At 62.5% G+C, this 25,110-nt stretch carries 23 protein-coding genes and 1 tRNA gene; 13 read left to right on the forward strand and 11 right to left on the reverse strand.

Annotated features, from left to right (window positions below; all coding sequences use genetic code 11):
- Window positions 1–33: 33 nt before the first annotated feature.
- Both JCM7686_RS07330 and JCM7686_RS07335 read right to left on the reverse strand, forming a co-directional pair.
- The gene (locus JCM7686_RS07330; protein ID WP_020950216.1) at window positions 34–927 is read right to left on the reverse strand and encodes a helix-turn-helix domain-containing protein; all 894 of its coding nucleotides are present in this window, start codon (window positions 925–927) and stop codon (window positions 34–36) included.
- A 177-nt stretch (window positions 928–1,104) separates the two neighbouring features.
- On the reverse strand, window positions 1,105–1,995 hold the full coding sequence (locus tag JCM7686_RS07335; RefSeq protein WP_020950217.1) for a DMT family transporter: 891 nt from the start codon (window positions 1,993–1,995) through the stop codon (window positions 1,105–1,107).
- Between the two features lie 298 nt (window positions 1,996–2,293).
- Here JCM7686_RS07335 and JCM7686_RS07340 point away from each other — a divergent pair, with 298 nt between their 5' ends.
- The 5 genes from JCM7686_RS07340 to JCM7686_RS07360 all read left to right on the forward strand — a co-directional run bounded on the left by JCM7686_RS07340 (window position 2,294) and on the right by JCM7686_RS07360 (window position 7,556).
- The gene (locus JCM7686_RS07340) at window positions 2,294–3,592 is read left to right on the forward strand and encodes an extracellular solute-binding protein (protein WP_020950218.1); all 1,299 of its coding nucleotides are present in this window, start codon (window positions 2,294–2,296) and stop codon (window positions 3,590–3,592) included.
- A gap of 68 nt (window positions 3,593–3,660) precedes the next feature.
- The gene (locus JCM7686_RS07345; protein ID WP_020950219.1) at window positions 3,661–4,623 is read left to right on the forward strand and encodes an ABC transporter permease subunit; all 963 of its coding nucleotides are present in this window, start codon (window positions 3,661–3,663) and stop codon (window positions 4,621–4,623) included.
- A 4-nt stretch (window positions 4,624–4,627) separates the two neighbouring features.
- Window positions 4,628–5,470: a sn-glycerol-3-phosphate ABC transporter permease UgpE gene (gene ugpE, locus JCM7686_RS07350; RefSeq protein ID WP_020950220.1), complete on the forward strand. Its 843-nt coding sequence runs from the start codon at window positions 4,628–4,630 to the stop codon at window positions 5,468–5,470.
- Window positions 5,470–6,555, forward strand: coding sequence for a sn-glycerol-3-phosphate import ATP-binding protein UgpC (locus JCM7686_RS07355; RefSeq protein WP_020950221.1), 1,086 nt, complete (start codon window positions 5,470–5,472; stop codon window positions 6,553–6,555). The genes ugpE and JCM7686_RS07355 overlap by 1 nt, the downstream gene beginning before the upstream one ends.
- Entirely contained in the window at window positions 6,552–7,556 is a 1,005-nt protein-coding gene (locus tag JCM7686_RS07360) for an endonuclease/exonuclease/phosphatase family protein (RefSeq protein WP_020950222.1), read from the forward strand. The genes JCM7686_RS07355 and JCM7686_RS07360 overlap by 4 nt, the downstream gene beginning before the upstream one ends.
- 36 nt (window positions 7,557–7,592) lie before the next feature.
- On the opposite strand, the gene JCM7686_RS07365 is transcribed toward JCM7686_RS07360, so the two are convergent.
- Window positions 7,593–8,432, reverse strand: coding sequence for a methylenetetrahydrofolate reductase (locus JCM7686_RS07365; RefSeq protein WP_020950223.1), 840 nt, complete (start codon window positions 8,430–8,432; stop codon window positions 7,593–7,595).
- A gap of 167 nt (window positions 8,433–8,599) precedes the next feature.
- A tRNA-Gln gene (locus JCM7686_RS07370) sits at window positions 8,600–8,674 on the reverse strand.
- A gap of 96 nt (window positions 8,675–8,770) precedes the next feature.
- On the opposite strand from JCM7686_RS07370, the gene JCM7686_RS07375 reads away from it, so the two are divergent.
- The gene (locus JCM7686_RS07375; RefSeq protein WP_020950224.1) at window positions 8,771–9,970 is read left to right on the forward strand and encodes a BaiN/RdsA family NAD(P)/FAD-dependent oxidoreductase; all 1,200 of its coding nucleotides are present in this window, start codon (window positions 8,771–8,773) and stop codon (window positions 9,968–9,970) included.
- On the opposite strand, the gene kdsA is transcribed toward JCM7686_RS07375, so the two are convergent.
- Genes kdsA through JCM7686_RS07390 form a run of 3 tightly spaced genes read right to left on the reverse strand, consistent with a single transcriptional unit; the run spans window position 9,967 to window position 13,173 of the window.
- Window positions 9,967–10,806 (reverse strand): 3-deoxy-8-phosphooctulonate synthase, encoded by an 840-nt coding sequence (kdsA, locus tag JCM7686_RS07380; RefSeq protein ID WP_020950225.1) that lies wholly within the window; start codon window positions 10,804–10,806, stop codon window positions 9,967–9,969. The two genes, JCM7686_RS07375 and kdsA, sit on opposite strands and share 4 nt — an antisense overlap.
- On the reverse strand, window positions 10,803–12,536 hold the full coding sequence (locus tag JCM7686_RS07385; RefSeq protein WP_020950226.1) for a capsule polysaccharide export inner-membrane protein: 1,734 nt from the start codon (window positions 12,534–12,536) through the stop codon (window positions 10,803–10,805). The genes kdsA and JCM7686_RS07385 overlap by 4 nt, the downstream gene beginning before the upstream one ends.
- A complete protein-coding gene (locus JCM7686_RS07390) occupies window positions 12,520–13,173 on the reverse strand; it encodes an ABC transporter ATP-binding protein (protein WP_020950227.1) in 654 nt (217 codons plus the stop codon). The genes JCM7686_RS07385 and JCM7686_RS07390 overlap by 17 nt, the downstream gene beginning before the upstream one ends.
- 214 nt (window positions 13,174–13,387) lie before the next feature.
- On the opposite strand from JCM7686_RS07390, the gene JCM7686_RS07395 reads away from it, so the two are divergent.
- Together JCM7686_RS07395 and JCM7686_RS07400 are read left to right on the forward strand one after the other, a co-directional pair.
- Entirely contained in the window at window positions 13,388–13,960 is a 573-nt protein-coding gene (locus JCM7686_RS07395; RefSeq protein WP_020950228.1) for a uracil-DNA glycosylase family protein, read from the forward strand.
- Window positions 13,960–14,712, forward strand: coding sequence for an SseB family protein (locus JCM7686_RS07400; RefSeq protein ID WP_041527694.1), 753 nt, complete (start codon window positions 13,960–13,962; stop codon window positions 14,710–14,712). Before JCM7686_RS07395 ends, JCM7686_RS07400 begins: the two co-directional genes overlap by 1 nt.
- An 81-nt stretch (window positions 14,713–14,793) precedes the next feature.
- On the opposite strand, the gene JCM7686_RS07405 is transcribed toward JCM7686_RS07400, so the two are convergent.
- Window positions 14,794–15,354 carry a YcbK family protein gene (locus JCM7686_RS07405; RefSeq protein ID WP_020950230.1) on the reverse strand — a complete coding sequence of 187 codons (561 nt, stop codon included), beginning with the start codon at window positions 15,352–15,354 and terminating at the stop codon, window positions 14,794–14,796.
- Between the two features lie 337 nt (window positions 15,355–15,691).
- Between JCM7686_RS07405 and JCM7686_RS07410 the strand changes: the two genes are divergently transcribed.
- The 5 genes from JCM7686_RS07410 to JCM7686_RS07430 all read left to right on the forward strand — a co-directional run bounded on the left by JCM7686_RS07410 (window position 15,692) and on the right by JCM7686_RS07430 (window position 20,453).
- Window positions 15,692–17,311: a L,D-transpeptidase family protein gene (locus tag JCM7686_RS07410; protein ID WP_020950231.1), complete on the forward strand. Its 1,620-nt coding sequence runs from the start codon at window positions 15,692–15,694 to the stop codon at window positions 17,309–17,311.
- Window positions 17,312–17,348: 37 nt separating this feature from the next.
- Window positions 17,349–18,434, forward strand: coding sequence for a UDP-3-O-(3-hydroxymyristoyl)glucosamine N-acyltransferase (locus JCM7686_RS07415; RefSeq protein WP_020950232.1), 1,086 nt, complete (start codon window positions 17,349–17,351; stop codon window positions 18,432–18,434).
- 14 nt (window positions 18,435–18,448) lie between these two features.
- Window positions 18,449–18,712, forward strand: coding sequence for an acyl carrier protein (locus JCM7686_RS07420; RefSeq protein ID WP_020950233.1), 264 nt, complete (start codon window positions 18,449–18,451; stop codon window positions 18,710–18,712).
- A gap of 74 nt (window positions 18,713–18,786) precedes the next feature.
- Entirely contained in the window at window positions 18,787–20,034 is a 1,248-nt protein-coding gene (locus JCM7686_RS07425) for a beta-ketoacyl-[acyl-carrier-protein] synthase family protein (protein ID WP_407946436.1), read from the forward strand.
- Between the two features lie 95 nt (window positions 20,035–20,129).
- Window positions 20,130–20,453 carry a 2Fe-2S iron-sulfur cluster-binding protein gene (locus JCM7686_RS07430; RefSeq protein ID WP_020950235.1) on the forward strand — a complete coding sequence of 108 codons (324 nt, stop codon included), beginning with the start codon at window positions 20,130–20,132 and terminating at the stop codon, window positions 20,451–20,453.
- 71 nt (window positions 20,454–20,524) lie between these two features.
- Here the strand turns inward: JCM7686_RS07430 and JCM7686_RS07435 are convergent, their stop codons facing one another.
- From JCM7686_RS07435 to JCM7686_RS07445, 3 genes are all read right to left on the reverse strand, one after another.
- Window positions 20,525–21,115: a TetR/AcrR family transcriptional regulator gene (locus JCM7686_RS07435; protein WP_148292587.1), complete on the reverse strand. Its 591-nt coding sequence runs from the start codon at window positions 21,113–21,115 to the stop codon at window positions 20,525–20,527.
- A 115-nt stretch (window positions 21,116–21,230) separates the two neighbouring features.
- Window positions 21,231–23,051 carry a translational GTPase TypA gene (gene typA, locus JCM7686_RS07440; RefSeq protein WP_020950237.1) on the reverse strand — a complete coding sequence of 607 codons (1,821 nt, stop codon included), beginning with the start codon at window positions 23,049–23,051 and terminating at the stop codon, window positions 21,231–21,233.
- Between the two features lie 248 nt (window positions 23,052–23,299).
- Entirely contained in the window at window positions 23,300–25,108 is a 1,809-nt protein-coding gene (locus JCM7686_RS07445; RefSeq protein WP_020950238.1) for a SulP family inorganic anion transporter, read from the reverse strand.
- Window positions 25,109–25,110: the final 2 nt, after the last annotated feature.

Here is a 25,110-nt window from a genome sequence, read left to right on the forward strand (position 1 = left end):
CGATTGCATGTCGGGCAAGGCAATCAGCCCAGATCAACCGATCCGGCGCATCCGCCGCCAGGCACCCGGCGTCTGGCCCGCGACCTGCCGGAACGCCTTGGTCAGATGGGCCTGATCGGAAAAGCCAAGCTGGGCCGCGATGCCCGCGACGCTTTGCTCGGTCTCGTTCAAGAGCTTCTGCGCCTGCTGGACGCGCTCGCCCAACTGCCATTGCTGCGGCGTCTTGCCGGTGGTCTGCTTGAAGGCATGGGAGAACCAGCTTTCGGAGAGGCCGACGATCTCGGCCATTTCCGCCACGCTCAGACGCCGGTCCATGCCCCCATGAAGCCGCGCGGTCAGCTTGTTCAGCTGGGCCTGCGTCAGCCCGCCGCTTACGCGGTCCTGATCCTCGGCGGGCAGATCCAACAGGCCCGCAGCAATACTGCCCGCGAGGCTTTCGGCAAAGACGCCATGGCGCGAGGGCGTCGCAAGCTCTTGCACCAAAAGCCCGGCCAAGCTCTCGATCGCGCTGATCTCCTCGATCTCGACCGGACGAGCCAAGGCGGTCAGCGCCGCCGATTGGCCAACCGAGGGCGCCAGGAAGCGCAAAAGCCGGTCCTTGTGGATATGCAGATCGAGATGGGAAAAGCGATGCGCGCTGGAAAACCGCGTCCACATCGGCACGCCCGCAGGCACATAGATCGCGCGCGTCATCCCCCGACACCGCCGCCCGAGCTCATCCGAGCGGTTCGCCATGCGGATATGGGGGGAGACTTCGTTGAAGAACAGCATGATGCGCGGATCGGGCGAGAGATAATAGCCCTGCGCGCCCCGCTGGCCCTCGGCCTCCCAATAGACCCCGACCAAACCGTCGAGTCCGCGCCATTTGACCGGCTCGGTCGCGCGGATGCCCTCGGTCGAGCAGATCATGGAATGCTGGAATGTCATGGCATCCGGCCTCGCTCTTCAGTGGCGTCGAAGATTGCTTGCCTGCCTGCCTTGGCGCCCGAGCCCCAAGTAGCCAAGGGCGGGCGCCGTTTGATGGGAGCGATCCACGGGCAAGGTTAATGGACCAAAGGCGCGACCAATGCAACCGGCAGCGGCGTCGCGGGCCTTGACCGGGCGTCAGCCCGCCGCTTTGTTGCGCTGCGTCAGCGCGGCAATGCCGCTTGCAACGACGACCAGCGAGCCAAGGATTGTCCATTGATCGGGACGTTCGCCAAAGAGCAGGAAACCGGCGATCATGGCAAAGACCAGACGGGTGTAGCGGAAAGGGGTGACCGCGCCGATTTCTCCGGTGCGCATGGCGATGGTCAGCGCATTATAGGCGATCAACCCGGCGCAGGATCCGGCCAACAGCTTCGCCAGCGCCAGAGCCGAGGGCCAGACCGGGGGCGGGCCGAAGGGCAGGGCGATCAGCCCCGAGATCACCAGCATGGTAAAGCCAAGCACGCCCAACTGGCGATGCGAGAGGCCGCGCGGCGCGGCGCGCGTCGCCAGATCACGCCCGGCAAAGCCCAAAGTCGCGATCACGGCGAGAAGCGACAAAAGCCCGAAGCCCTCCGAGCCCGGCCGCAGGATCATCAGGACGCCGATGAAACCGGTGCCGACCGCAAGCCAGCGCGCCATCCCGGTTTTCTCGTGAAAGAACAGCGCCGCGCCCGAGATCACCACCAAAGGCGTCGCCTGCAAGATCGCCGAAGCGGTCGAGAGCGGCGTCAGCGCAATCGCGAGCATGAAGAAAAGCCGCCCCGTGATCTCAAAGACCGAGCGCAGAAGCATCGCGCGTCCGAGCATCTGGCGCGAATAGGGCGGCTCTTTGGCGCGGCGGGCGAGCGTGGAAAAGACCAAGACGCCGAAAACCCCGAAGGTGAACAGGACCTGACCGACCGGCAATTCGCGCGCGGCAAGCTTCATGAAGCTGTCCTCGACCGCGAAGCAGCCCATGGCGAGGATCATGAAAAGGGCGCCGCGCAGATTCCAGGCTGCATCAAGACGGGAGTTCTGGGCGTCCATTCTGTCGCTTCATCCGTTGAGAAAAACGCCCGAGACATCAGCCATTCCGCGCGCGGCGGCAAGGGCAATCGGCGTGAAAAGCGATCTGCAAAAGCGATCTGCGCGCGCGGGCCGATCCAGCTTGTCCTACGCGCTTTCGGCCGGGCAGGGGAATTGCGCTCCTGTGCAAAACCTGCCCTAGCGTCAGGCAAAAATCTTACAACCCAGGCGGATATGTAACCAAAACATCACAATCCATCCGCAATTCCGTTACAACTTTTTTCTAGGTTCCGCGCATCACTCTCCGGAAGGAACCGACATGAAAACGACTCTCTCCACCCTCACGGCGCTTGCGCTGACCGCCTCGGCCGCTGCGGCAAATCCGGTGCAGATCAGCTGGTGGCATGGCATGGGCGGCGCCAATGAGCAGGTGATCAACGAGGTCGCCCAGAAATTCAACGCAGCCCAAACGGCTTGCGCGATCACGCCGGTTTCCAAAGGCACCTATGAAGAGGCTCTGTCCTCGGGGATCGCGGCCTTCCGCTCGGGAGAGCAGCCGAACATCCTGCAGGTCTTTGACGCCGGTGCGGCCACGATCATCAACGCCAAAGGCGCGACGATTGCCGCCGAAGACATCCTGACCCAGAACGGCCACAAGCTCGACCGCGACGCCTTCATCAACGGCGTGCGCTATTTCTACGCCGATGCGGATGGCAAGTTCATCGGCATGCCGTTCAACTCCTCGGCGCCGATCATGTATATCAACACCGAGGCGCTTGCGAAGGCCGGTGTCGAGGCGCCCAAGACCTGGGAGGATTTCGAGAAAATCGCGCCGAAGCTGAAAGAGGCGGGCTACACGCCCCTGACCGCCTCGCAGCTGACCTGGATGTTCTTCGAGAACTTCTATTCGCGCAACAACGTGCAGATGGCCAATAACAACAACGGCTATGACAGCTTTGACGGCACCGAGCTGCGCGCCACTGCGCCCGAAATGATCGCCTTCTGGACCAAGCTGAAGGATTGGCACGACAAGGGCTATTTCGGCTATTACGGCGCGGGCTGGTCGGACAACCAAAAGCCCTTCGAAGAGGGCAAGGTTGCTCTGTGGATCGGCTCGTCGGGGTCGTTCGGTGGTCTGGCGAAAACCGCCACCATGCCCTTCTCGGCCGATTTCATGCCCTATGAAGCCTCGATCGAGGGCGGCAACAAGGCCAGCTTCATCGGCGGCGCGGCGCTGTTTGCCATGGCTGGCAAGGCGGACGACCAGAACAAATGCACGGCTGACTTCTTCAACTTCCTGACCACGACCGACATTCAGGCTTTCTACCATCAGGCCACCGGCTATGTCGCGATCACCAAAGCCGCTTACGAGAAATCGAAAGCTGACGGCTGGTATGACAAGAACCCGGTCGCCGAAGTCGGCATCAAGCAGCTCTCACTCGAGCAGGGCGAATGGTCGAAAGGCTATCGTCTGGGCTTCTATCCGCAGATCCGCGTGATCGAAGAGCGCGAATTCAACAAGATCTTCTCGGGTGAAACCACCGTCGAAGACGCGTTCAAAGCCATCGAGAAAGAGGGCAACGAGCTTCTCGCCCGCTTCGCCAAAACCTCGGGCTGATCCCCGTTTACCGATGCCGCCGGGCCGCGTTTTCGCGGGCCCGGCGGTTTTCAATTCATGGAATCCGCATGAGTGACATGACCGTTCCCCGGCCCCGCCCGGGGCTGATCGCCCGGCTGAAAGCGCGGCTTTCGGCGCGACCCGAACCGGCCAAGCGTGTCCAGTTCGACCGCCCGCTGCTGCCGTGGCTTTTCCTTGCGCCACAGCTTGCCGTGATCTTTGTCTTCTTCTACTGGCCCTCGGCGCAGGCGATTTCCTCGTCTTTCTATATCGAGGATCCCTTCGGTTTCGGCTCGACCTTCGTGGGGCTCGACAATTACCGGGACGCGCTTGGATCAAGCGAATATCGCCGCATCGCGGGCTTTACCGCGGTCTTTACCGTTCTGGTCACCGGGCTCTCGCTAGGGCTGGGGCTTTTGCTGGCGGTCAAGGCCGATCAGGTGATCCGGGGACGATCGAGCTATCGCACGGCGCTGATCTCGGTCTATGCGATCGCGCCGCCGGTCGCCGGGCTGATGGGGATGATGCTTTTTGACCAGCATATCGGACCTTTCGTGAAGCTCGCCTCGTGGTTTGGCTGGGATATGAAGGTCGGGTTGAATTATTACGACACGGCTTTCGCGATGATCCTCGTCTCGGTCTGGAAGCAGGTGCCCTATAACTTCATCTTCTTCCTCTCGGGGCTGCAATCCATCCCGCAGAGCGTGCGCGAGGCTGCCGTCATCGACTGCCGCAATGGCGCGCGCCGCTTTTTCACCGCGATCCTGCCTTTGCTGGCGCCGACGGGCTTCTTCCTGCTGATCATCAACATCACCTATGCACTGTTCGACACGTTCGCGGTCATCGACGTGATGGTGAAGGACAAGCCCGCCAACAACCCGTTTACCTTGGTCTACAAGGTCTATCTCGACGGGTTCCGGGGCAATGACATTGGCGGCTCGTCTGCGCAGTCGGTGATCCTCATGCTGATCGTGCTGGTGCTGACTTTGGTGCAGTTCCGCTGGCTTGAACGCCGCGTCCATTACGGGTGAGACCATGAACCGCATCCGACCTCTCGACCATCTGATCCTGATCCTTGGCACGCTTTTCATGGTGATGCCGGTGATCGTCGCGATCATGACCTCGACCCATACCGCGGCCGAGATCCATATGAACGGCTTGGCGCTTCTGCCGGGCGACAATGGCCTTCAGACCTATGAGACCGTGCTGACGCGCCAAGGCGGCTTTACCGGGCAAGTGACCGGCGCGCGCATGATCATGAATTCGCTGATCCTCGGCCTTGGCTTCGCGGTTGGCAAGATCGTTCTGTCGATGGCTGCCGCCTATGCCTTGGTCTATTTCCGCTTCCGCTTTGCGACGCTGATCTTCTGGATCATCTTCACGACGCTTCTGCTGCCGTTGGAAGTGCGGATCATGCCGTCCTATCAGGTCATGTCCGAGCTGAAGCTTCTCAACACCTATACCGGGCTGATCGTGCCGCTGCTCGCCTCGGCGACCGGGACCTTCTATTTCCGGCAATTCTTCAAATCCATCCCGGATGAGCTTTTGGAAGCCGCCCGGATCGACGGCGCGGGGCCCTTCAAGTTCTTCTGGGACGTGATCCTGCCTTTGTCGAAAACCATGATGGCCGCGATCTTCATCATCATGTTCGTCTATGGCTGGAACCAATATCTCTGGCCGATGCTGATGACGACCGAAGAGCGGTTTTTCACCCTGATGCGGGGCATCAAGCAGATCCTTCAGGTTTGGATCGGCAGCCAGATCCCCGATTACAACGAAGCCTTCGCCCTTGCCGTGCTGGCACTGCTGCCCCCCGTTCTGGTGGTGGTGGTCTTCCAGCGCTGGTTCATCAAGGGCCTGACGGAAAGTGACAAATAATGGCCTCCATCGACATCAGCCAAGTCTCGAAGACCTATCCCGGCGCGCCGGTCCCCTCGGTCTCGGACATCAACCTGCAGATCAAGGATGGCGAGTTCATCGTGCTGGTCGGGCCTTCGGGCTGCGGGAAATCGACACTGTTGCGCATGGTCGCGGGGCTTGAGGAAATCTCTGGCGGTGAGGTCCGCATCGGGGATCGCATCGTCAACAAGGTCGATCCCGCTGATCGCGACATCGCCATGGTCTTTCAAAACTACGCGCTCTATCCGCATATGACCGTGCGCGAGAATATGGCTTACGGGCTCAAAAACCGCAAAACCCCGAAGCCCGAGATCGAGGCGCGCGTGGCAGAAGCCGCGCGGATGCTGGAACTTGGCCCCTATCTCGACCGCAAGCCGCGCGCTCTGTCGGGGGGGCAGCGCCAGCGCGTCGCCATGGGCCGCGCAGTGGTGCGCCAGCCTGCGGCGTTTCTCTTCGACGAGCCGCTCTCGAACCTCGATGCGAAGCTGCGCGTGACCATGCGCGGCGAGATCCGGCGGCTGCAAAAGCGGCTGGGCACGACCTCGCTTTACGTTACCCATGACCAACTTGAGGCGATGACCTTGGCCGATCGGCTGGTCGTCTTGAACGCAGGCCGGATAGAGCAGGTCGGCGCCCCCTTGGAGATCTATCACCGCCCGGCCTCGACCTTTGTCGCGAGCTTCATCGGCTCTCCGGCGATGAACCTGCTTGATGCCGAGATCATCGGCAGCCAGCTCTGCGTCGGGAGCCATGCCATTGCGCCGGTGCAGGGCGCGCGGATCGAGGGCTCGGTCACGCTTGGCGTCCGGGCCGAGGATCTGCGCCCCGCCGCCACTGGCCTGCCGTTCCGGCTCGATTTCATCGAGGAACTCGGCGCGCAACGTCTGGTTCATGGCCATGTCGATGGTCAGCCGCTGGTGCTGTCGCTTGAGCCGCAGATCCCGGTGCAGGACAAGATGCATCTCGCCGTGGCCCCGGATCGCCTCCATCTCTTCGATACGGTCAGCGGCAAACGGATCGAGATGGCTCAGAGCCAACGCGAGCTTCGGGACGTTTTTGCATGAGCACCCCGACTTTCGCCACGACCTCCTGCTTGCAACCCCTGTCGCAAGAGGAGCGGGCCGAGATTGCGATGCTTGATCGCACGGTCGCGGCGCATGACGCCCATCTGGCCAGCCTGCCCGCCATGACCGAGGTCGAGACGGGCGGGACGGCCCCCGAGGCGCCGCTGGCCTTTCCGCTGACCGTCGTCACCTGGAACCTTGAGCGTTGCCTCTTCCCGCGTGAAAGCGCGGCGAAGATCGCGGCGAGCGGGGCCGATGTCGTGCTCTTGTCGGAAATGGACAAGGGCATGGCCCGCACGGCGCAGCGCCATACCACGGCAGAGGTCGCGGCGGCGCTCGATATGGCCTATGTCTATGGCACCGAGTTCATCGAGCTTGGGCTTGGCTCGGAAACCGAGCGCAGTTTCTGCACCGAGCCGGAAAACGCCCTTGGCTTTCACGGCAATGCGGCTTTGGCTGCGACGAGCCTGCAACGGCCCTTCCTGCTGCGCCTGCCGGGCAAGCGCTTCTGGTTTCTCAGCGGCGGCGATCAGCCGAGATTGGGCGAGCGCATGGCCATTGGCGCGATGGTCTCGACCCAAGCCGGGCCGATCGTGATCGTGTCGACCCATCTGGAAAGCAACGCCGATGCGCCGCAGCGTCTGGCGCAGATCGCCGCACTGATCGACGCGCTCGACGCGGCTTTCCCGGGCCTGCCGGTGCTGATCGGCGGCGATCTGAACACCGGCAACCAGATCGCGGGCGACTGGCGCGATGAGACGCTGTTCGCCCATGCCGAGGCGCGCGGCTTTTCGACCCATGGCGCGCCTGAGGGCGTGATGACCACGCGACAGAGCCTGATCACCCGTTGGCCGGACCGGGCGATGAAACTCGATTGGTTCCTCGCGCGCGGGCTGCGGATTTCAGCCGCGGATTGCATCTCGTCGCTGGATGAGACCGGACGACCGCTGTCGGATCACGACATGATCCGTGTGCGGATCGAAGGGCTGCTGGTGAACTGACTTTGCCGCCGCCCCGGATGTGCAGGGGCGGTGGCCTTAGCCCTGCCGAATGGGCAGCTCGCCGCGCGCGAGGGCGCCATTGATCCAGGCGACGCCGTCCACGAGCCCGCCGAACGGGTAAAGATGGATCGCGGTCCGTCCAAGATCCTTGCCCGCCATCGCCGCCGTCAGCCGGTCCAGAAAGGCCTCTGGCCCGACCGGATCGAGCAGATTGGCAAGGGAAATCCCATAGCGGCGCAGAATGGCGGCGCTCGCGCCAACACCGAACTGGCCGGCGAAGCGCAGAAGCTTGCCGGCACTGGTCGGACCAGGAATGCCGATGCGGACCAGCGCGTCGATGCCCTGTTGGCGCAGCTCGGTGATCCAGCGGACAATCGCCTCGGCATCAAAGCCAAATTGCGTGGTAATCTCGAAATCGACGCCACGCTCGCTCAGAAAGGCGCTTTTCCAGCGCAAAGCCTGCCACAAAAGCTCGGGCGCGATGCGGGGATGGCCCTCGGGATAGCCCGCGATCTTGACCCGGGTGATGCCGTGGCGCGCCAGCACCTCAGAGCCCAAAAGCGCCAGCGAGTCACGGTAGGGCCCGGCTGGCGCCTTGGGGTCGCCGCCGACGAACATGAAGCGCGCGGGCGCCGCCGCAGCAAGATAGCCCGCAATCAGCCGGTCGCCATCCGCGACTGAGGTCAGGCGGCGCGAGGAAATGATCGGCACCGGCTCATAGCCCGCCTGACGGATCAATTCGGCGACGCGGATGCGCTGATCGTGGCTTTCATTGCCAAGAAAGGCGATATTGATCTCGGTTCCCGCGGGCAAAAGACCATGCAGAGCCTCGATCGCCCCGATGTCCTTGCCGGTGATTTCCAGCGCATAGGGCATGTCTCGCTCCGTCCCGTCGTTGCGGGGGCAGTCTGCCAATTTCAGGCAGACGCGCAAGGCCATCTGCGCCGAGATCGCGCGACGCTTGAAGGAGAGAGTTTGCCGATTTTCGCCTACAAAAGTAGGCGTCCAATCGGATCTTCAATCTGTTTCGAAAAGGAAAAGATTGGCTGGGGCGGTAGGATTCGAACCTACGGTACACGGTACCAAAAACCGATGCCTTACCACTTGGCCACGCCCCAACTGTGCGGCAGTATCTAGCCAAGGCGCTCGGCGCCTGCAAGTCCAATTTCGGGAAAAATCTTGTCGAAATCCACGCAGCTCGTTATGCGGCGCGGATGGATCATGTTGATATCGCAATTCTTGGGGCAGGGGCTGCCGGTCTTTTCTGCGCGGGCTCATTGGCTGGCAGCGGACGGCGCGTTCTGGTGCTCGATCATGCCCGCGCGCCGGGAGAGAAAATTCGGATCTCGGGCGGGGGGCGGTGTAATTTCACCAATCTCGCAACGAGTTACGACCGGTTCCTGTCGTCAACGCCGCGCTTCGCGGCCTCGGCGCTGGCGGGCTATCGGCCGCGCGATTTCGTCGATCTCGTCGATCGCGCGGGCATTGCTTGGCACGAAAAGACGTTGGGACAGCTCTTTTGCGACGGCAGCGCGAAAGAGATCGTGTCGCTGCTACTCGATCGGATGCGCGGCACCGAATTGCGTCTGGGCGTCTCTGTCACCGGGCTGCGCCAGGACGGTGGTCGCTTCGTCGTCGAGACCTCGGCAGGGCCGGTCAGCGCAAGTCAGGTGATCGTCGCTACGGGCGGCAAATCCATTCCGAAAATGGGCGCGACCGGCATCGGTTATGAACTGGCGAAGTCTTTTGGCCACCATCTGATCGAGCCGCGTCCGGGTTTGGTGCCGCTGACCTTTGCCGAGCAGGATCTGGATCTCAGCCGCCCGCTCGCGGGGGTGGCGCTTGATGCGGTGACCAGCCATGGCAGCGGCAAAAGTGCCACGCGCTTCGCTGACGCCGTGCTTTTTACCCATCGCGGGCTTTCGGGGCCAGCGATCTTGCAGATTTCGAGCTTCTGGCAACCGGGCGACGAGCTGCGCGTCGATCTGTTCCCAAAGGGCGATCTGGCGGCGCTGTTGCGAGAGGCGCGCGGTCAGGGCGGACGGGTGCAGCTGCGCACCACTTTGGCGCGTTGGCTGCCCGCGCGGCTTGCCGATGCGGTCGCGGTCGAGCTCGGCCTAGCCGAGGCGCGGTTAGCTGATCAGGGCAATCCGGTGCTTGATCGGGTGGCGGCGCGGATCAGCGATTGGCGTCTCAAACCCGTAGGCTCCGAGGGCTGGCGCACAGCCGAGGTCACCGTGGGTGGCGTCTCTTGCGCCGAAATCCACGCCAAGACCATGGAAAGCCGCCTGCAGCCTGGACTTTATTTCATCGGCGAGGTTGTCGATGTGACCGGCTGGCTCGGCGGCTATAATTTCCAATGGGCTTGGGCCTCGGCCGAAGCCGCCGCCCAAGCGATCGTGAAGGCGCCTTAAAGCGCCATCACCGGGTCCTCTTTGGCGAGGCGGTCGAAGGCCATCAGCGAGGCGATCAGCTTGGGCATCCGCTCGAGATGGATCATGTTCGGGCCATCCGAGGGCGCGTGATCGGGATCCTGATGGGTCTCGATAAAGACGCCCGCGACGCCAAGCGACACCGCCGCGCGGGCCATGACCGGCGCAAATTCGCGCTGTCCGCCCGACGAGCCACCCTGACCGCCCGGCTGCTGCACGGAATGGGTCGCGTCCATGATCACCGGATAGCCGGTGCGGGCCATGATCGGCAGGCTGCGCATATCGGCGACGAGGGTGTTATAGCCAAAGCTCACCCCGCGTTCGGTCAACAGGATCTTCTCATTCCCGGTCGAGGCGACCTTGTCGGCGACATTGGGCATGTCCCAAGGCGCGAGGAACTGGCCCTTTTTCACATTCACGACCGCCCCAGTCTCGCCCGCAGCAAGCAGAAGATCGGTTTGGCGGCAGAGGAACGCCGGGATCTGGATCACATCGACGACCGCACCCGCCGCGCGGGCTTGCTCGATATCGTGGATGTCGGTCAGCACCGGGCAGCCAATCCGCTCGCGCACGGTTTCAAGCATCCGCAGCCCTTCCTCCATCCCGATGCCGCGACGGCCCGACAGTGAGGTGCGGTTGGCCTTGTCGTAGCTGGCTTTGAAGATGAAGCCGGTGCCGTTTGCCTCACAGGCCTTGGCCAGCAGCTCGGCGATCATCAGCGCATGGTCGAGCGTTTCGAGCTGGCAGGGCCCGGCGATCAGTCCAAGCGGCAGGTCATTGCCAAGGGTGACGTTGCGGATGGAGACATGTTTGGTCATGTGGATACCTGTTCACGCAGGATCGAGGCGGTCAGCGACAGCATCAGATAGATGCCAGCGAAGATCAGAAAGGCCACGATCGTATTCGGGAAAGCACGGGGATAGGTCGGGCGGTCGGGTGGGATCGGAGCGACCGAAAGCGACAGGTAGCGCACCTGTTTGTTGGCCTCGATCCGCGCGGTCTCCATCTGGGCAGCAGCGTCGGAGAGAAGCTGCTGGCGGGTCTGTAGATCAGATTCCGCAATGCGGATTTCACCCGCGATCGAAGCCAGGGACCCGCGCGTTTCGCTGCCCTCGGTCAGGCGCGAGCGCGTTTCATCAAGCATCTTCTGCAGCCGCGCCATATCGCCCTGCACACCGGCGACGCGGCTGCGGTTCGGGTTGGGGTTGGCCTGCAGCTGGCCGAGCTCCAGCCGTTTGGAGTTGAGCTGGCGTTCCAACTCGCTCACCTGGCTCATCACGACCGAGCTTTCCGCATTGGGGTCCAGAACGCCGAGCTTTTGCTGCAGGTCGAGCACGCGCAACTGGGCATCTTTGACCTGCTGCTCGGCTTGACGATAGCGGTCCTCTGTGCCCGTCATCTGGTCCGAACGTAGGCGTGCGGTCATCTGATCGACCTGGCCCTCGGCATATTTGATCAGCGCCAAAGCAAAGTCCTGACTAAGCTTTGGATCGGGCGCGATCACTTCCATGTTCAAGACGCCCTCGGTCGGATCATAGCCGATTTTGACCGAGCGCTTGTAAAGCTTGAACGCCTCTTCATTCGAGGCCTCGGGCGACAGCCGCTGGATCGGGTCGATCGACGGATCCTGAAACGCCTTCTTGAAGCCGAGGTCGCTATCAAGCCGCAGCATGGCATCGCGCGAGGTCAGATAGCTTTGGACCGAGACCGAATCCGGGTTGATCATCGCGGCTGAGCCGCTGAGGATGCCGCCCCCACGCGAAGGTGATTGTTCGGCCTGTTGGATCAGGAACTGCGCTTCGGTCGCATAAAGCGGCGAGGCGACGAAGAAATAGTAATAAGCCGCCAAAATCGTCGGCAGCCCCACGAACGTCGCCAAGCGCAACGTCAGCATGAGCAGCCGGCGGCGGCGGCGGCGCGCCATATCCCGTTGGATTCGCGAGATTTCCGAGGCACGGCGCTCTTCCGTCAGCATCTCGCGCGAGGGGAGTTGCGGCGGCGGCATCCGTGCCGGAAGCTGCTCGGGCTTGACCGCAACCGGCGTGTTCGCGGCGGGCGTCATCTGGGTCTTCTGGCCCTCGGTCGACAAAATCTTGCCGACCTCCGTGCGGTGGAACGGGTCGATGCCACGCTCGCGGAGCAAAGCCACGGCCTCGATATCCGAATTCACCTCGATCTCATTCATCGCGGCGATGCGACGGGCCATGCGCAGCTGGCGATCGGTCAGATTCTCGGCCCGGATCGCGGCAAGCGTGGCGGCCATCCCGCCCGGACCGGCACCGGCCATCACGGTTTCGGCGGCTGCAGGCGCGCGCGCGGCATCGCCAAAGCGCATATCGCCAAAGCCGTCGTCCTCAATTTGCGGCGCGAAAGGCATGTCGGGCACGCCACCTGCCTCCGGCTTGGAGGCCTTGGCTGCGCCTTTATGCACCTCGACCCGGACCTTCCGTTCTTCAACCGCCCCGATTCCCGCCGAATCCCGCGCCATGGCGACGACGGATTCAGAGCGGCTCAGACGGAAGAGTCGGGCCTTAGGAGGTGTAGTCATAATATTGCTTCGCCTCGTCGAGGGTTTCGAACATATACAATTTACCGTCGCGCATCACCGCTGCGGAGCGGCAGAACTTTTCAATGGTGGCGGCTTGGTGCGAGACGATCACCACTGTCGAGGTTTTCAGTCGCTCGAACAGGACCGCACCCGCCTTCCGGTTGAATTCCACATCTGTAGATTGTGGCATCGCTTCGTCAATCAGATAGATGTCGAAATCCAGCGCAAGCATCAGCGCGAAGGTGAAGCGCGATCGCATCCCCGAGCTGTAAGTCCCGACAGGCATGTCGAAATATTCGCCGATATCGGTCAGCCAGCGGCAATAGGCCGCGACATAATCGGGGTCGAGCCCATAGATTCGCGCGATGAAACGGGAGTTTTCATTGGCGGAATGCTTTGAGACCACGCCGCCCATGAAACCAAGCGGAAACGAGACCCGGCATTGGCGGCGGATGATCCCCTCATCCGGTTTTTCCAGCCCGCACATCATATTAATCAGCGTGGTCTTGCCGGTGCCGTTTTGGGCGAGGATGCCGATTGATTGCCCGGGCTCCACCCGAAACGAGGCCTGATCAAGAATGATCTTGCGCTGGGATCCGGTCCAGAACGATTTCGAGACATTATCAAATTCGAGCATAATCTGGTCTTGTCTCCACCCGTAGGCCGCAACAGGCCAAGCGGCAGGAAGTCCAACAATATCCGCCCCGCTCGAAGAGGGGAAGGCTGAAGTTGCGGCGGAATTTATCGATCCGCGCGGTGTCTGTCCACAAAAACCCGGCTGCGTGGTCCGACGGCCCCGGCAAGGGCTTTGCCGCCAAGCCTCTGCTTCCTATCTATAACGCGTGAGCCTTATGGATGACATTTCTGGCTGCGCGCTTTGCGCTGCCCGTTTTGCGGTGACGAAGACCGCGCACCGGCCCCGCCCCGTGGTCTGGTTCCGGCCCGGCGCGCGTGTGCTGATTGTCGGGCAGGCGCCAGGGATGCAGGTCCACCAGATCGGACGGCCCTTTGCGGACCGCTCGGGCGAGCGCTTGCGCGACTGGATGGGGATTGATGCCGCGACCTTCTATGATCGCGATCGCATCGCCATTCTGCCCATGGCCTTTTGCTTTCCCGGCTATGACGCCAAGGGCAGCGATCTGCCGCCGCCACCGCTCTGCGCCGAGACTTGGCGAGCCCAGGCGCTTGCGCTGATCCAGCCCGAGCTGACACTGCTTGTCGGCGGCTATGCCCAGAGCTGGCATCTCGGCACCAAGAATGTCACGGCCACGGTTTCCGACTGGCGCCGCCACGCGCCGCGGAACTTTCCCTTGCCACATCCCTCGTGGCGCAATACCGGCTGGCTGCGCCGCCATCCCTGGTTCGAAGAAGAGCTTCTTCCCGAACTCAAGGCCGAGGTGGCCCGGATTTTGAGAGAACCATGATGACAGCGCTCGACGATCTTTGCCCGATCCCTTTCCATGAAGCCTCTGAAAACGCGCGCGCGCGGATTTTGTCGCGTCTGGCCGATACCGAGCTGTTCGTGGCGCTGACCCGCGAACCGGCGGATGACCGCGCCGAGATCCTGAGCTTTGATCTGTCGGGGACCAAAGCGGCGCTGGCTTGCGATTCCGAGGAAAGGCTCTCGGAGTTCATGGGGCGCGTCGTTGCCTATGCTGCCATGCCGGGCCGGGTGCTCGCGGCGCTTCTGGGCGAGGCGGGCTCTGCGCTTCTGGTCAATCCCGGCCGACCGTCCGAGCTGTTTCTTGATGCGAGTGCGCTCGATTGGCTGGGGCAGGTTCTCAGCGCCGCGCCGGAAGAAGGCGGCGAGCTGCGGCCCTCTTGGCTGACCGCGCCAACCCCAGAGGCGATCGAGATCTTTCTTGTACCGCTCGCCCAAAGGCTGGCCGATATGGTCGGGCTTGCGACCAGTGCGGCTTTGGTCGCGGCGGTGTGGCCCGATGGGCGGCGCGGGCATTTGCTGTTGCTGCGGGGCTGCGCCGACGACAGCCGCGCGGCACTGGCCAAGGCCTTTGCCGAATTCTTTTCCTTTCTGCCGATGGTCGAAGGTGGCGTCGATATTGGCTTTGCCGAGCTCGATCTGCCGCAGGGCGCGCTGCTTCTTGATGTGCCCGAGCGCAAGCCTGAGCCCGAGCCTGTCCGGCGCGACCCGAAAGCGCCGCCGCGTCTGCGCTGAGGGCAAAACAAAGCCCGCCGAAAGGGCGGGCTGACCAGTCAAACGAAACAGGGGTAAGTCTAGATCCAAGCCCGTTCGGGCTTAGGCACCCCAGTGGCGAATCGGGCCACAATCCATATGGACGAAGTTCGAGCGCGAATATTTGCCGACCCCGCCCGCATTGCAGGCCTGTGCGGCGCTGGTCATCTGCGCGACCGAGCGCGATTTCAGCCGCAGATCGGCAGCTTTGCCAACCATATGCAGCGAGTTCCGCGCCACACCCGACGAACGCGAGCGCAGCATGGCATTGGTCTGGGGCGAACGATAGCCCGAGAGCATCATATAGGGCTCGTTGGTTTGCAGCAGGCGGTGGGACGCCGCGGCAATATCGAGCGTGCGGGGGTCGAAGCCGATGACCTGCCCGGTGCGCCAGTCGCGCATGAAGATATTGATTTCATTGAGCGAGTCGCGGATGTATTTGCCCTCAACCCAATAAACGGTGTCGATGCTTTCGCCGGTCCGGCCGGAATACATCTTGATGCGGCGAATATCGCCTGCGCCTCGCAGAAGGCCGAAAGCATTGGCCATTACCGGCGCGGCGACAACCGTAGTCGCTGCAAATACACCCAGAACTCCGCGACGGGAGAGTGTGTCAAACGTCATGTCAGATCGCCTGTCCTACTTCGTTTGCATTTGCCACTCATTCTGGGCGGCAGTCCGGCTCTATCCGGAACTTGCTAACACTATGTCACTAACGCGCGATCCGGGGAACTCTGATCCTGCGAACGAGTCCAGTGCGGCGCCAATTTCGGCAGATTCTTGCCGAATTAGGTGCTCATTTTGTCTGCAACCTGTTGATAATTCACGAACGTTGCGGAATTGCATCGGTTGCGTGACGAAAATGCCCTCTAAGGCGGCTCGCTGGCCTGCTCTGCATGGCGAAACTGGGGTAATCATGGGTATATAAGGAAAAAACGACAGAACGTGAGGAACTGGGCACATGGCAGGACGGGTGATTCTGGCTTCAATCGCTTTGGCGGCATTCTGGCTGCCGATGGCGTCAGGGGCGCAGGGAATCGAGGCGGCTCCGGTGGCCGCGGCGCCCGCTCCGCGTCTGGTCTTTTCCGACAGCGAGATGGCTCTGGCGCAAGCCGTGGCGCGCCAGCCGGGCCTCGCCGCGTTCTATGGTACGAACGGGCTCACCCCGATTTTCACCGGAACCGAATCCGCTGCGCGCCGCGCCGCGCTGATCGAGGCGGTGTCGCGGGCCGCCGAAAACGGGCTGCCTGCCAGCCGCTATGAAGTCGAGCGCCTGCGTGCCCTGGATGCGGAGGGCGGCAATTCCCCCGAGGCCGAGCTGGTCTTTGCCCGCGTCTTTGCGCGCTGGACCCATGATATTAGTGGCGGCGTGCTCGAGCCGACCAAGGTCGATCCCAGCATCAAGCGCGTGGTCCTGCGCCGCAGCACCGACGAGCTGCTGCATGATTACGCACAAAGCCCCGATCCGACTGGGTTGCTGACGGGGATCGAGCCGCAAGACCCGCATTATCTCGCGCTGAAAAAGGCGCTCGGCGGCAAGAATGAGCTGGTTGCCCCGGCAAAGCTGAAAGAGGTCGAGCCGGGTCTGTGGAAGGTCGGCATGACCGGCGAGCCGGTCGTTGCTTTGCGCGCGCGCCTTGCCGCGATGGGCTTTGACGCCGGAAAGCCCGTGACCGCATCCTCGGTCTTTGATGCGCCTTTGGCGGCGGAGGTCGCGAAATTTCAAGACCGCGTCGGTCTGCCCTCGGACGGGGTTGCGGGACCCAAAACCGTTGCGCGCATCAACCGCAAAGCCGGGGGCGGGGATCACGGCATTCTGGTCGCGCTCGAGCGGATGCGCTGGATGAACGGCCATGATCTCAACGCCCGTATGGTCTGGGTCAACCTGCCCGAGTTCAATGCGCGCGTCATGGAAAACGGCGCCGAGGTCTTCGAGACCCGCACCGTCATCGGTCGCGCCTCTGAAGACCGCATGACCCCCGAGTTTTCTGACCGCCTGTCCTATCTGGTGGTCAATCCGCGTTGGAACGTGCCGCGCTCGATCACGGTCAAGGAATATCTGCCGCGGCTTCAGGCCAACCGCAATGCGGTGTCCCAGATCGATATCGTCGACGGCAACGGCAATATCATTTCGCGCGATCGGATTGATTTCTCGAAGTATACCGCTGCCAATTTCCCCTACCGGATGCGGCAGAAGGAAAGCGACGACAATGCTTTGGGACAGGTGAAGTTCATCTTCCCGAACCCCTGGAACATCTATCTGCATGACACGCCGACGAAGCATCTCTTCGGTCAGTCGGCGCGCGCCTATTCGCATGGCTGCATCCGGATCGGTCGGCCAGTCGATCTGGCGCATGAGCTGTTGAGCGGGCAGGTCAAGGACCCGGCCGCGACCTATCAAAAGGCGCTCGACACCAAGAAAGAGACCTGGCTCGCGCTCAAGCCGACGATCCCGGTCCATCTCGTCTATTTCACGACCTTCCCCGATGCCAATGGCCGCATCCAGCGCTTTACCGATGTCTATGGTCGCGACGGGGCGGTCTATGACGCGCTGATGCGCGCCGGGCTGGAAACTTTCTGACACTCCCGCTACATCCCCTCTAAACAGAGGGGATGCCATGACACGGACCATCGCAGAGCTTGCCGAAGCCCTTGGAGGACGCCTCTGGGGCGACGGCTCCATCACCGTCACCGGCGCCGCCGAACCGGGAGAGGCTGGGCCGAACCAGATCGCGCTGGCGACCGGCGCGGCCTATCTTGAGAAACTCACCGCCGGCGGGATCGCGCTTTTGGCCGAGGGCACCGATCCCGAAGCTTACGGCTTGCGCGCCGCCGTTCTGGTCGCACGTCCCCGCCTTGCCATGGCCGGGCTCACGAAAAGCTTCGATCCGGCACGTGGCCCGGCCTTGGGTATCCATCCAAGCGCGGTGGTTGCCGAAAGCGCCGTGATCGGCGCGGGCGCGGCCATCGGGCCTTTCGTCGTCATCGGCGAGGATGTGGTGATCGGGCGGAATGCCACGATTTACTCCCATGTCTCGATCGGCGAGAAAACCGTGATCGGCGATGATGTGCTCTTGCGCGAAGGCGCGCGCATTTGCCACCGCGTCACCATCGGTGACCGCTTCATCATGAACCCCAATGCCGTGGTCGGCGCCGACGGCTTTTCCTTTGTCACGCCCGAGAAATCCGGGGTCGAAGAGATCCGCGAAGGCCTGAGCCAGCGCGCCGAGATCCGCGAGCAGCACTGGACGCGCATCCATTCGCTTGGCGGCGTGGTCATCGGCCATGATGTCGAGATGGGCGCGGGCGCCTGCATCGACCGCGGCACCATCCGCGCGACCAAGATCGGCAATGGCTGCAAGATCGACAACCAGGTCCAGATCGGCCATAACTGCCAGGTTGGTGACGATTGCCTCTTTGCCGGACAGGCCGGGATCGCGGGCTCGACGCGCGTCGGCAACCGGGTCGTTCTGGGCGGCAAGGTCGGGGTGTCGGACAATATCTTCATCGGTGACGATGTCATTGCCGGAGGCGGCACGGACATTTATACCAACGTTCCGGCGGGGCGCGTCATTTTGGGCAGCCCGGCCGTGAAAATGGAGACCCATATCGAGGCGCAGAAAAATATCCGCAGGCTGCCGCGACTCTATGCGCAGGTGTCACAGCTTCAGGAAACTGTTAAAAAATTGCTCGATAAGGGCTGAATTTGGAGGCCGATATGACGGCAGAAATCCGTGACCGCATTGTTGCCATCATTGCCGAGCAGGCGATGCTGGACCCCGCCGAGATCAATCTCGAAACCTCGCCGCAGGATGCGGGCATCGACAGCCTCGGGCTGGTCGAATCGATTTTCGCAATCGAAGAGGCCTTCGACATCTCGATCCCGTTCAATGCCAATGAGCCCGAGAAATCCGAATTCGACATCTCGACGCTCGGCTCGATCATCGCCGCCGTCGAGAAACTGGTGGCCGAGAAAGTATGAACGCGAAGAAAGCCAAGCCGCGCAAAGAGCGCAAGGCCGGTAAGGTCAAGACCGCGACAAAATTCGCCCGGGTGATGATTGGCCGCGCAATCATGGGCAAGGCGGCCTCGGGCCGCCACCGGGTCGCGATCACCGGGGCAGGGACGATCAACGCGCTTGGCCTTGATGTGCCCGCGACCTTCGCCGCCATGCGCGAAGGCCGCTCGGGCATCGGTCCGCTTGATTTTCGCGATGTCGACCGGCTGACGATCCGCATTGGCGGGCAGGTGCGCAACTTCGTCCCCGAGGATCATTTCAACCGCCAGCAGATCGTCCTTTACGACAAATTCACCCAGTTCACCCTGCTGGCCGCGCGTCAGGCGGTCGAGCAATCCGGGCTGATCTTTGACGGCGAGCTGGGCCTGATGTCGGGCGTCGTGCTGGGCACAGCGGCAGGCGGGGTCAACACCTGGGACGAAAATTACCGCACGGTTTACGAAGAGGGCAAGAACCGGGTTCACCCCTTCGTCGTCCCGAAGCTGATGAACAATGCCGCCGCCTCGCATCTGAGCATGGAATTCGGCATTCTCGGCCCGAGCTTTACCGTGGCGACCGCCTGCGCGAGCTCGAACCATGCGATGGGGCTCGCCTTCAACATGATCCGCTCGGGCTCGTCCACGGTCGTGCTGACCGGCGGCTCGGAATCGATGCTGTGCTTTGGCGGTGTCAAGGCTTGGGAAGGGCTGCGCGTCATGACGAAAGACGCTTGCCGTCCCTTCTCGGCGACGCGCAACGGCATGGTGCAGGGCGAGGGCGCGGGCGTCTTTGTCTTCGAGGATTGGGATCACGCGGTGGCGCGTGGCGCGGATATTCTCGCGGAAGTTGTGGGCTTTGCCATGACCTCGGATGCGCAGGATATCGTCATGCCCTCGGCCATCGGCGCGCAGCGCGCGATCTCGGGGGCGATGCATGATGCGCGCATGAATCCCGAAGAGGTCGGCTATATCAACGCGCATGGCACCGGCACGGCGGCGAATGACAAGACCGAATGCGCGGCGGTGGCCAATGCTTTCGGGCCCCATGCCGACCGGCTGATGATCTCCTCGACGAAATCCATGCATGGCCATCTCATCGGCGGCACCGGCGCGGTCGAGCTGCTCGCCTGCCTGATGGCGCTGCGCGAGGGCGTGATCGCGCCGACCATCGGCTATGAAGAGCCCGACCCGGAATGCGCGCTCGATGTTGTCCCGAACGAGGCGCGCGAAGCCCGGGTCGATGCGGTCCTGTCGAATGCCTTCGCCTTCGGCGGGCTCAACGCGGTTCTGGCCCTGCGCCGCGTCTAACACCTGCGCCTGAGATTTGGGGGAGGCGCTCCAGATGGGTCTTTCCATTCGGAGCGCGATCCCCTATCTGCGGGTGGTCTTTGAAGGAAATGACCATGGCGAAGATCACCTATATCGAGCACAACGGCACCACCCACGAAGTCGATGTCAAACCCGGCATGACCGTGATGGAAGGCGCGCGCGACAACGGAATTCCCGGGATTGACGCAGATTGCGGCGGTGCCTGCGCCTGTTCGACCTGCCATGTCTATGTCGCCGAGGATTGGGTCGAGCGCCTGCCCGAGAAAGATCCGATGGAAGAGGATATGCTCGATTTCGCCTATCAGCCCGATGCGAAGCGCTCGCGGTTGACCTGCCAGATCAAGGTCACGCCCGAGCTTGACGGCCTTGTCGTCCAGCTGCCCGAGCGTCAGATCTGACACAAAAGCCCGCCTGAGAAGGGCGGGCTTTTTTCGACAGGCTTGTTAAAGGCCGGAGCCGGGCAACGTCTTTACGCGGATGCCGGGCCGAAGATCTGATCGAAATAGGCCTTCATCATCTCATCGGCGAGCTGCTGCAGGTCGGTGGCTTCGCCCTCATACCAGGCATCCCGACGATCATTGACCAAGGTCGAGCTGACGCCCAGAAGAATGCTATGGGTGTTGGCGAGGATGATCTGAAGATCCGCGTCCGACCGGATGAGGCCGCGACTTTGGCACTCGGCGAATTTCTTCATCACGAGATCGCGGATCGAATGGCGGTAACGCTCAAGCTCGGAGCCCTCGGCGACCGCTGGATCGAGCAGTGCCGTCGCGAGCAGCCGGAAAAGCGCGCGGTTATGGGCACCCCAAGCGAAATAGGCCTGGGACAAAGCGCGCAACTGGGCCGTCGGATCCTCCGGATCGGCCGAGACGACGCCCTCACGCAAAGCATCGGCCAGGCGCACAAGGCCATGGCCGATCAATGCGATTCGCAGCGCATCCGATGAGGTAAAGCTCTCCAGAACATCGACCGTGGTGACGCCCGAATTCTTGGCGAGCTCTTGCATGGATTGCGGCAGCTGCCCGGTGTCCTCTAGGGTCCGCAGGGCAGCTGCGATCATTTCCTGATACTTGTTGCCCCTGCCGACCATATCCACCTTCCCGAACGTCAAAGAGACTTTAGCAGTTTTCTTCAACTTTCGGAAAGCGGGATTTGACGCAAAGGTAACTCTTCCCTCAGTTTTCTCCGCGCGACTGGCGCTTACGCTCATGCGGATCGAGGTAGCGTTTGCGCAGACGGATGTTTTTGGGCGTCACTTCGACCAGTTCATCATCGTCGATATAGGAGATCGCTTCTTCCAGCGACATCCGAACCGGCGGCGTCAGACGAACCGCTTCATCCGTGCCAGAGGCGCGAACGTTGGTCAGCTGCTTGCCCTTGAGCGGGTTCACTTCAAGGTCATTGTCACGCGAATGCTCGCCAATGATCATGCCTTGATAGATCTGCTCTTGCGCACCGATGAAGAACTTGCCGCGATCTTCGAGCTTCCAAAGCGCATAGGAAACCGAGACGCCGTTCTCCATCGAGATCAGAACGCCCTGACGGCGGCCCTGAATCGCGCCCTTGTGCGGAGCCCAGCTGTGGAAAATGCGGTTCAGCACGCCGTTGCCGCGCGTGTCGGTCATGAACTCGCCCTGATAGCCGATCAGGCCCCGCGAGGGGACATGCGCGACGATCCGGGTTTTGCCAACCCCTGCCGGTTTCATCTCGATGAGATCACCTTTGCGCACGCCGGTCAGTTTCTCGACCACGACGCCGGTGTATTCATCATCAACGTCGATGATGGTCTCTTCGATCGGCTCAAGACGCTGACCATCTTCTTCGCGGAAAATGACGCGCGGGCGCGAGATCGACAGCTCGAAGCCTTCACGACGCATGTTCTCGATGAGAACGCCCATCTGAAGTTCGCCGCGGCCCGAGACGACAAAGGCGTCGCCGCCAGGCGTGTCTTCGACCTTGATCGCGACGTTGGTTTCGGCCTCTTTCAACAGACGCTCGCGGATGACGCGCGACTGAACCTTATTGCCATCGCGGCCAGCCAGCGGGCTGTCGTTGATGCCGAAGGTGACCGAGATGGTCGGCGGATCGATCGGCTGCGAGGGCAGGGCGGTCTCGACCTCAAGCGCGGCCAGAGTGTCGGCCACGGTTGCTTTCGACATGCCAGCGATCGAGACGATGTCACCGGCCACGGCTTCGTCGATCGGCTGCTGGGTCAGACCGCGGAAGGCCAGAACCTTGGAGATGCGGAATTGTTCGATCCGCTCGCCGTCGCGCGACAGCGCCTTGATCGTGTCGCCGGCCTTCGCGCGGCCCGATTCGACGCGACCCGTCAGGATGCGGCCGATGAAGGGGTCGGCACCAAGCGTGGTTGCGAGCATCTGGAAGGGCTCGTCGATCTTGGCGATCTGTTTCGGCGCAGGAACGTGCTTGATGATCAGATCAAACATTGCCGACAGATCCTTGCGCGGACCGTCAAGCTCGTTATCCGCCCAGCCGCCGATGCCCGAGGCATAGAGATGGGGGAAGTCGAGCTGTTCGTCATTCGCGCCAAGGTTGGCGAAAAGGTCGAAGACCTCGTCCAGCGCGCGGTCGGGTTCGGCTGCGGGCTTGTCAACCTTGTTCAGCACGACGATCGGGCGAAGCCCCAGCGCCAGTGCCTTCGAGGTCACGAATTTGGTTTGCGGCATCGGGCCTTCGGCCGCGTCGACCAGAAGGCAAACGCCATCAACCATCGACAGGATCCGCTCGACCTCGCCGCCGAAATCGGCGTGGCCGGGGGTATCCACGATATTGATACGCGTGCCCTTCCATTCGACGCTCGTCGCTTTGGCAAGGATCGTGATCCCGCGCTCGCGTTCGATGTCGTTGCTGTCCATGACCCGTTCGGCCACGGCTTGGTTCTCGCGGAAGGAACCGGATTGCTTCAGAAGCTGGTCAACCATGGTCGTCTTACCATGGTCAACGTGAGCGATGATCGCGATATTGCGAATGTCCATCAAAACTGGCCTTTCAGGATGTAGCGCCCCCCTACCGCAAGAGGCCCCGAAACGCCAGCAGAAACGGTAAGAGCGGTTTATCGCAGACCAAGCAGCCCCAGAATAAACAGGACGACAACGACGAGGCCGACAAGATAGATGATCGAGTTCATGGCTCTTTCTCCTTTAACGCGAGCGGGGGCGATGCAACTTCGGCACTGCTCGACGATATTGATATTCAACACTTTGTTGGCGCTTCGGTTCCCGCCTCAGCAAAGTCCTCGCTCATCGCGTGCCGTTTCGCAACGCGGTTCTGCTCGGGTTTTCGCCGTCAGATCAGGGGCAAGCGCGGCCATGGCATCGGCATGGGTTAGAAAAACCTTGCCGCCGAGATTGTCGAGCAGATGGCTGCGCCGCAAACGGTCCATGACCGGGCCCTTGACCTCTGAGAGATGCAGCCGCACGCCCGAGCTCAAAAGCTGGTCGTTCACCGCCTCGAGCGCCTCAAGCGCGCTGGCGTCGATGGCGTTCACGGCGGGGCACATCAGCACGACATCGCGGATTTCGGGATGTGATGAGACCTGCGCATAAAGCGTTTCCTCAAGGAAACGGGCGTTCGGGAAGTAAAGGCTCTCGTCGATGCGGATCGAGAGGACATCCGGCGCGGTCACCACGTGATGGCGGTCGACATTGCGAAAATGCTCGGTGCCCGGCACTTGCCCAACCACCGCGACATGGGGGCGCGAGGTGCGGTAGAGATGAGTCGCAAGCGACAGGATCACGCCGGTCGCAATGCCTTTCTCGACACCAAAGCCAAGCGTTATCAGCACCGTCACCGCCATGGTCAGCCCATCGGCGCGCGAATAGGTCCAGGTCCGGGGCAGGGCTGAAAGATCAACCAGTGACAGCACCGCGATGACAATGGTTGCGGCCAAAGTCGCCTGCGGCAGATGATAGAGGAGCCCAGTTAGCGCCAGCGTCGCCAAAGCCATGCCGATGGCAGTGAGGGCGCCCGCCGCAGGCGTGCGCGCGCCGGAATCGAAATTCACCACCGACCGCGCAAAGCCACCGGTGACGGGAAAGCCGCCGACCATCGCCGCGCCAAGGTTCGAGGCACCAAGCGCGACAAGCTCTTGATCGTGATCGATCCGCTCGCGGCGGCGCGCGGCCAGCGTCTGGGCGATCGAGACGGTTTCGACATAGCCGATGATCGAGATCATCAGCGCAGGCGTCGCAAGCTTCAGCCAAATCGCGGCGTCAAAGCCCGGAAGGCTCAACGCGGGGAGGCCAGCCGGGATCGTGCCGACCACCGCGAGCCCGCGCTCGGCCAGACCGAGGTGCCATGAGATGAAGGTGGTCAGCGCGATCGCCAGCACCGGCGCGGCGCGCACCAGCACCGCCGCAAGCCCAGGCGCCACACCGCGACGCTTCAAAAGCGGGCCGAGACCGCGCCGTGCCCAAAGCAGAAAGCCAAGCGTGCCAAAACCGATCAGCACCGCGTCAAGCCTTGTGCCGCTGAGATGGGTGGCCAAGGCTGTGGCCAGATCGGGCAGGGTCTGGCCGCCCGCCTTGATGCCCAAAAGGTTTTGCAGCTGCGAGCCCGCGATCAGGATCCCCGAAGCAGTGATGAAGCCCGAGATCACCGGATGCGACAGGAACGAGGCGAGAAAGCCCAGCCGCGCCAGCCCCATGGCGAGCAGCATCAGCCCCGAGAGCAGCGCAAGAATGGCGGCGGCAGCGACCGGAGAAACACCGGTCTCGCCCAGATTACCGACGGCGGCGGCGGTCATCAGGCTGACGACCGCAACCGGCCCGACGGCCAAGGTCCGCGACGTGCCAAAGAAGGTGTAGAGGAGCAGGGGCAGGGTCGAGGCGTAAAGCCCGGTTTCTGCCGGAAGCCCCGCCAGCAGGGCATAGGCCAAGGACTGCGGGATCAGCATGATCGTCACGATCACGGCGGCCAGCAGATCCGCCCCGAAAAGCGCGCGGTCATAGCGCCGTCCCCAATCGAGGATCGGCAGATACCGGCGCGGGCTGCGGCGAAAACGCCGCGACCCGTCAGGCCCGGTGAGGCTCACCG

It is taken from the genome of Paracoccus aminophilus JCM 7686 (genome assembly GCF_000444995.1).
GTDB lineage: Bacteria > Pseudomonadota > Alphaproteobacteria > Rhodobacterales > Rhodobacteraceae > Paracoccus > Paracoccus aminophilus.

Bases quoted from the DNA above. Each gene is read 5' to 3' on its own strand.
- JCM7686_RS07355 (WP_020950221.1), top strand. From the start codon at position 5,470: ATGGCCTCCATCGACATCAGCCAAGTCTCGAAGACCTATCCCGGCGCG.
- JCM7686_RS07385 (WP_020950226.1), bottom strand. From the start codon at position 12,536: ATGACTACACCTCCTAAGGCCCGACTCTTCCGTCTGAGCCGCTCTGAA.
- kdsA (WP_020950225.1), bottom strand. From the start codon at position 10,806: ATGACCAAACATGTCTCCATCCGCAACGTCACCCTTGGCAATGACCTG.
- JCM7686_RS07420 (WP_020950233.1), top strand. From the start codon at position 18,449: ATGACGGCAGAAATCCGTGACCGCATTGTTGCCATCATTGCCGAGCAG.
- JCM7686_RS07430 (WP_020950235.1), top strand. From the start codon at position 20,130: ATGGCGAAGATCACCTATATCGAGCACAACGGCACCACCCACGAAGTC.
- JCM7686_RS07360 (WP_020950222.1), top strand. From the start codon at position 6,552: ATGAGCACCCCGACTTTCGCCACGACCTCCTGCTTGCAACCCCTGTCG.
- JCM7686_RS07435 (WP_148292587.1), bottom strand. From the start codon at position 21,115: ATGATCGCAGCTGCCCTGCGGACCCTAGAGGACACCGGGCAGCTGCCG.
- JCM7686_RS07365 (WP_020950223.1), bottom strand. From the start codon at position 8,432: ATGCCCTATGCGCTGGAAATCACCGGCAAGGACATCGGGGCGATCGAG.
- ugpE (WP_020950220.1), top strand. From the start codon at position 4,628: ATGAACCGCATCCGACCTCTCGACCATCTGATCCTGATCCTTGGCACG.
- JCM7686_RS07390 (WP_020950227.1), bottom strand. From the start codon at position 13,173: ATGCTCGAATTTGATAATGTCTCGAAATCGTTCTGGACCGGATCCCAG.
- JCM7686_RS07410 (WP_020950231.1), top strand. From the start codon at position 15,692: ATGGCAGGACGGGTGATTCTGGCTTCAATCGCTTTGGCGGCATTCTGG.
- JCM7686_RS07400 (WP_041527694.1), top strand. From the start codon at position 13,960: ATGACAGCGCTCGACGATCTTTGCCCGATCCCTTTCCATGAAGCCTCT.
- JCM7686_RS07395 (WP_020950228.1), top strand. From the start codon at position 13,388: ATGGATGACATTTCTGGCTGCGCGCTTTGCGCTGCCCGTTTTGCGGTG.
- JCM7686_RS07340 (WP_020950218.1), top strand. From the start codon at position 2,294: ATGAAAACGACTCTCTCCACCCTCACGGCGCTTGCGCTGACCGCCTCG.
- JCM7686_RS07415 (WP_020950232.1), top strand. From the start codon at position 17,349: ATGACACGGACCATCGCAGAGCTTGCCGAAGCCCTTGGAGGACGCCTC.
- JCM7686_RS07345 (WP_020950219.1), top strand. From the start codon at position 3,661: ATGAGTGACATGACCGTTCCCCGGCCCCGCCCGGGGCTGATCGCCCGG.
- JCM7686_RS07330 (WP_020950216.1), bottom strand. From the start codon at position 927: ATGACATTCCAGCATTCCATGATCTGCTCGACCGAGGGCATCCGCGCG.
- JCM7686_RS07375 (WP_020950224.1), top strand. From the start codon at position 8,771: ATGGATCATGTTGATATCGCAATTCTTGGGGCAGGGGCTGCCGGTCTT.
- JCM7686_RS07405 (WP_020950230.1), bottom strand. From the start codon at position 15,354: ATGACGTTTGACACACTCTCCCGTCGCGGAGTTCTGGGTGTATTTGCA.
- JCM7686_RS07425 (WP_407946436.1), top strand. From the start codon at position 18,787: ATGATTGGCCGCGCAATCATGGGCAAGGCGGCCTCGGGCCGCCACCGG.
- JCM7686_RS07335 (WP_020950217.1), bottom strand. From the start codon at position 1,995: ATGGACGCCCAGAACTCCCGTCTTGATGCAGCCTGGAATCTGCGCGGC.
- typA (WP_020950237.1), bottom strand. From the start codon at position 23,051: ATGGACATTCGCAATATCGCGATCATCGCTCACGTTGACCATGGTAAG.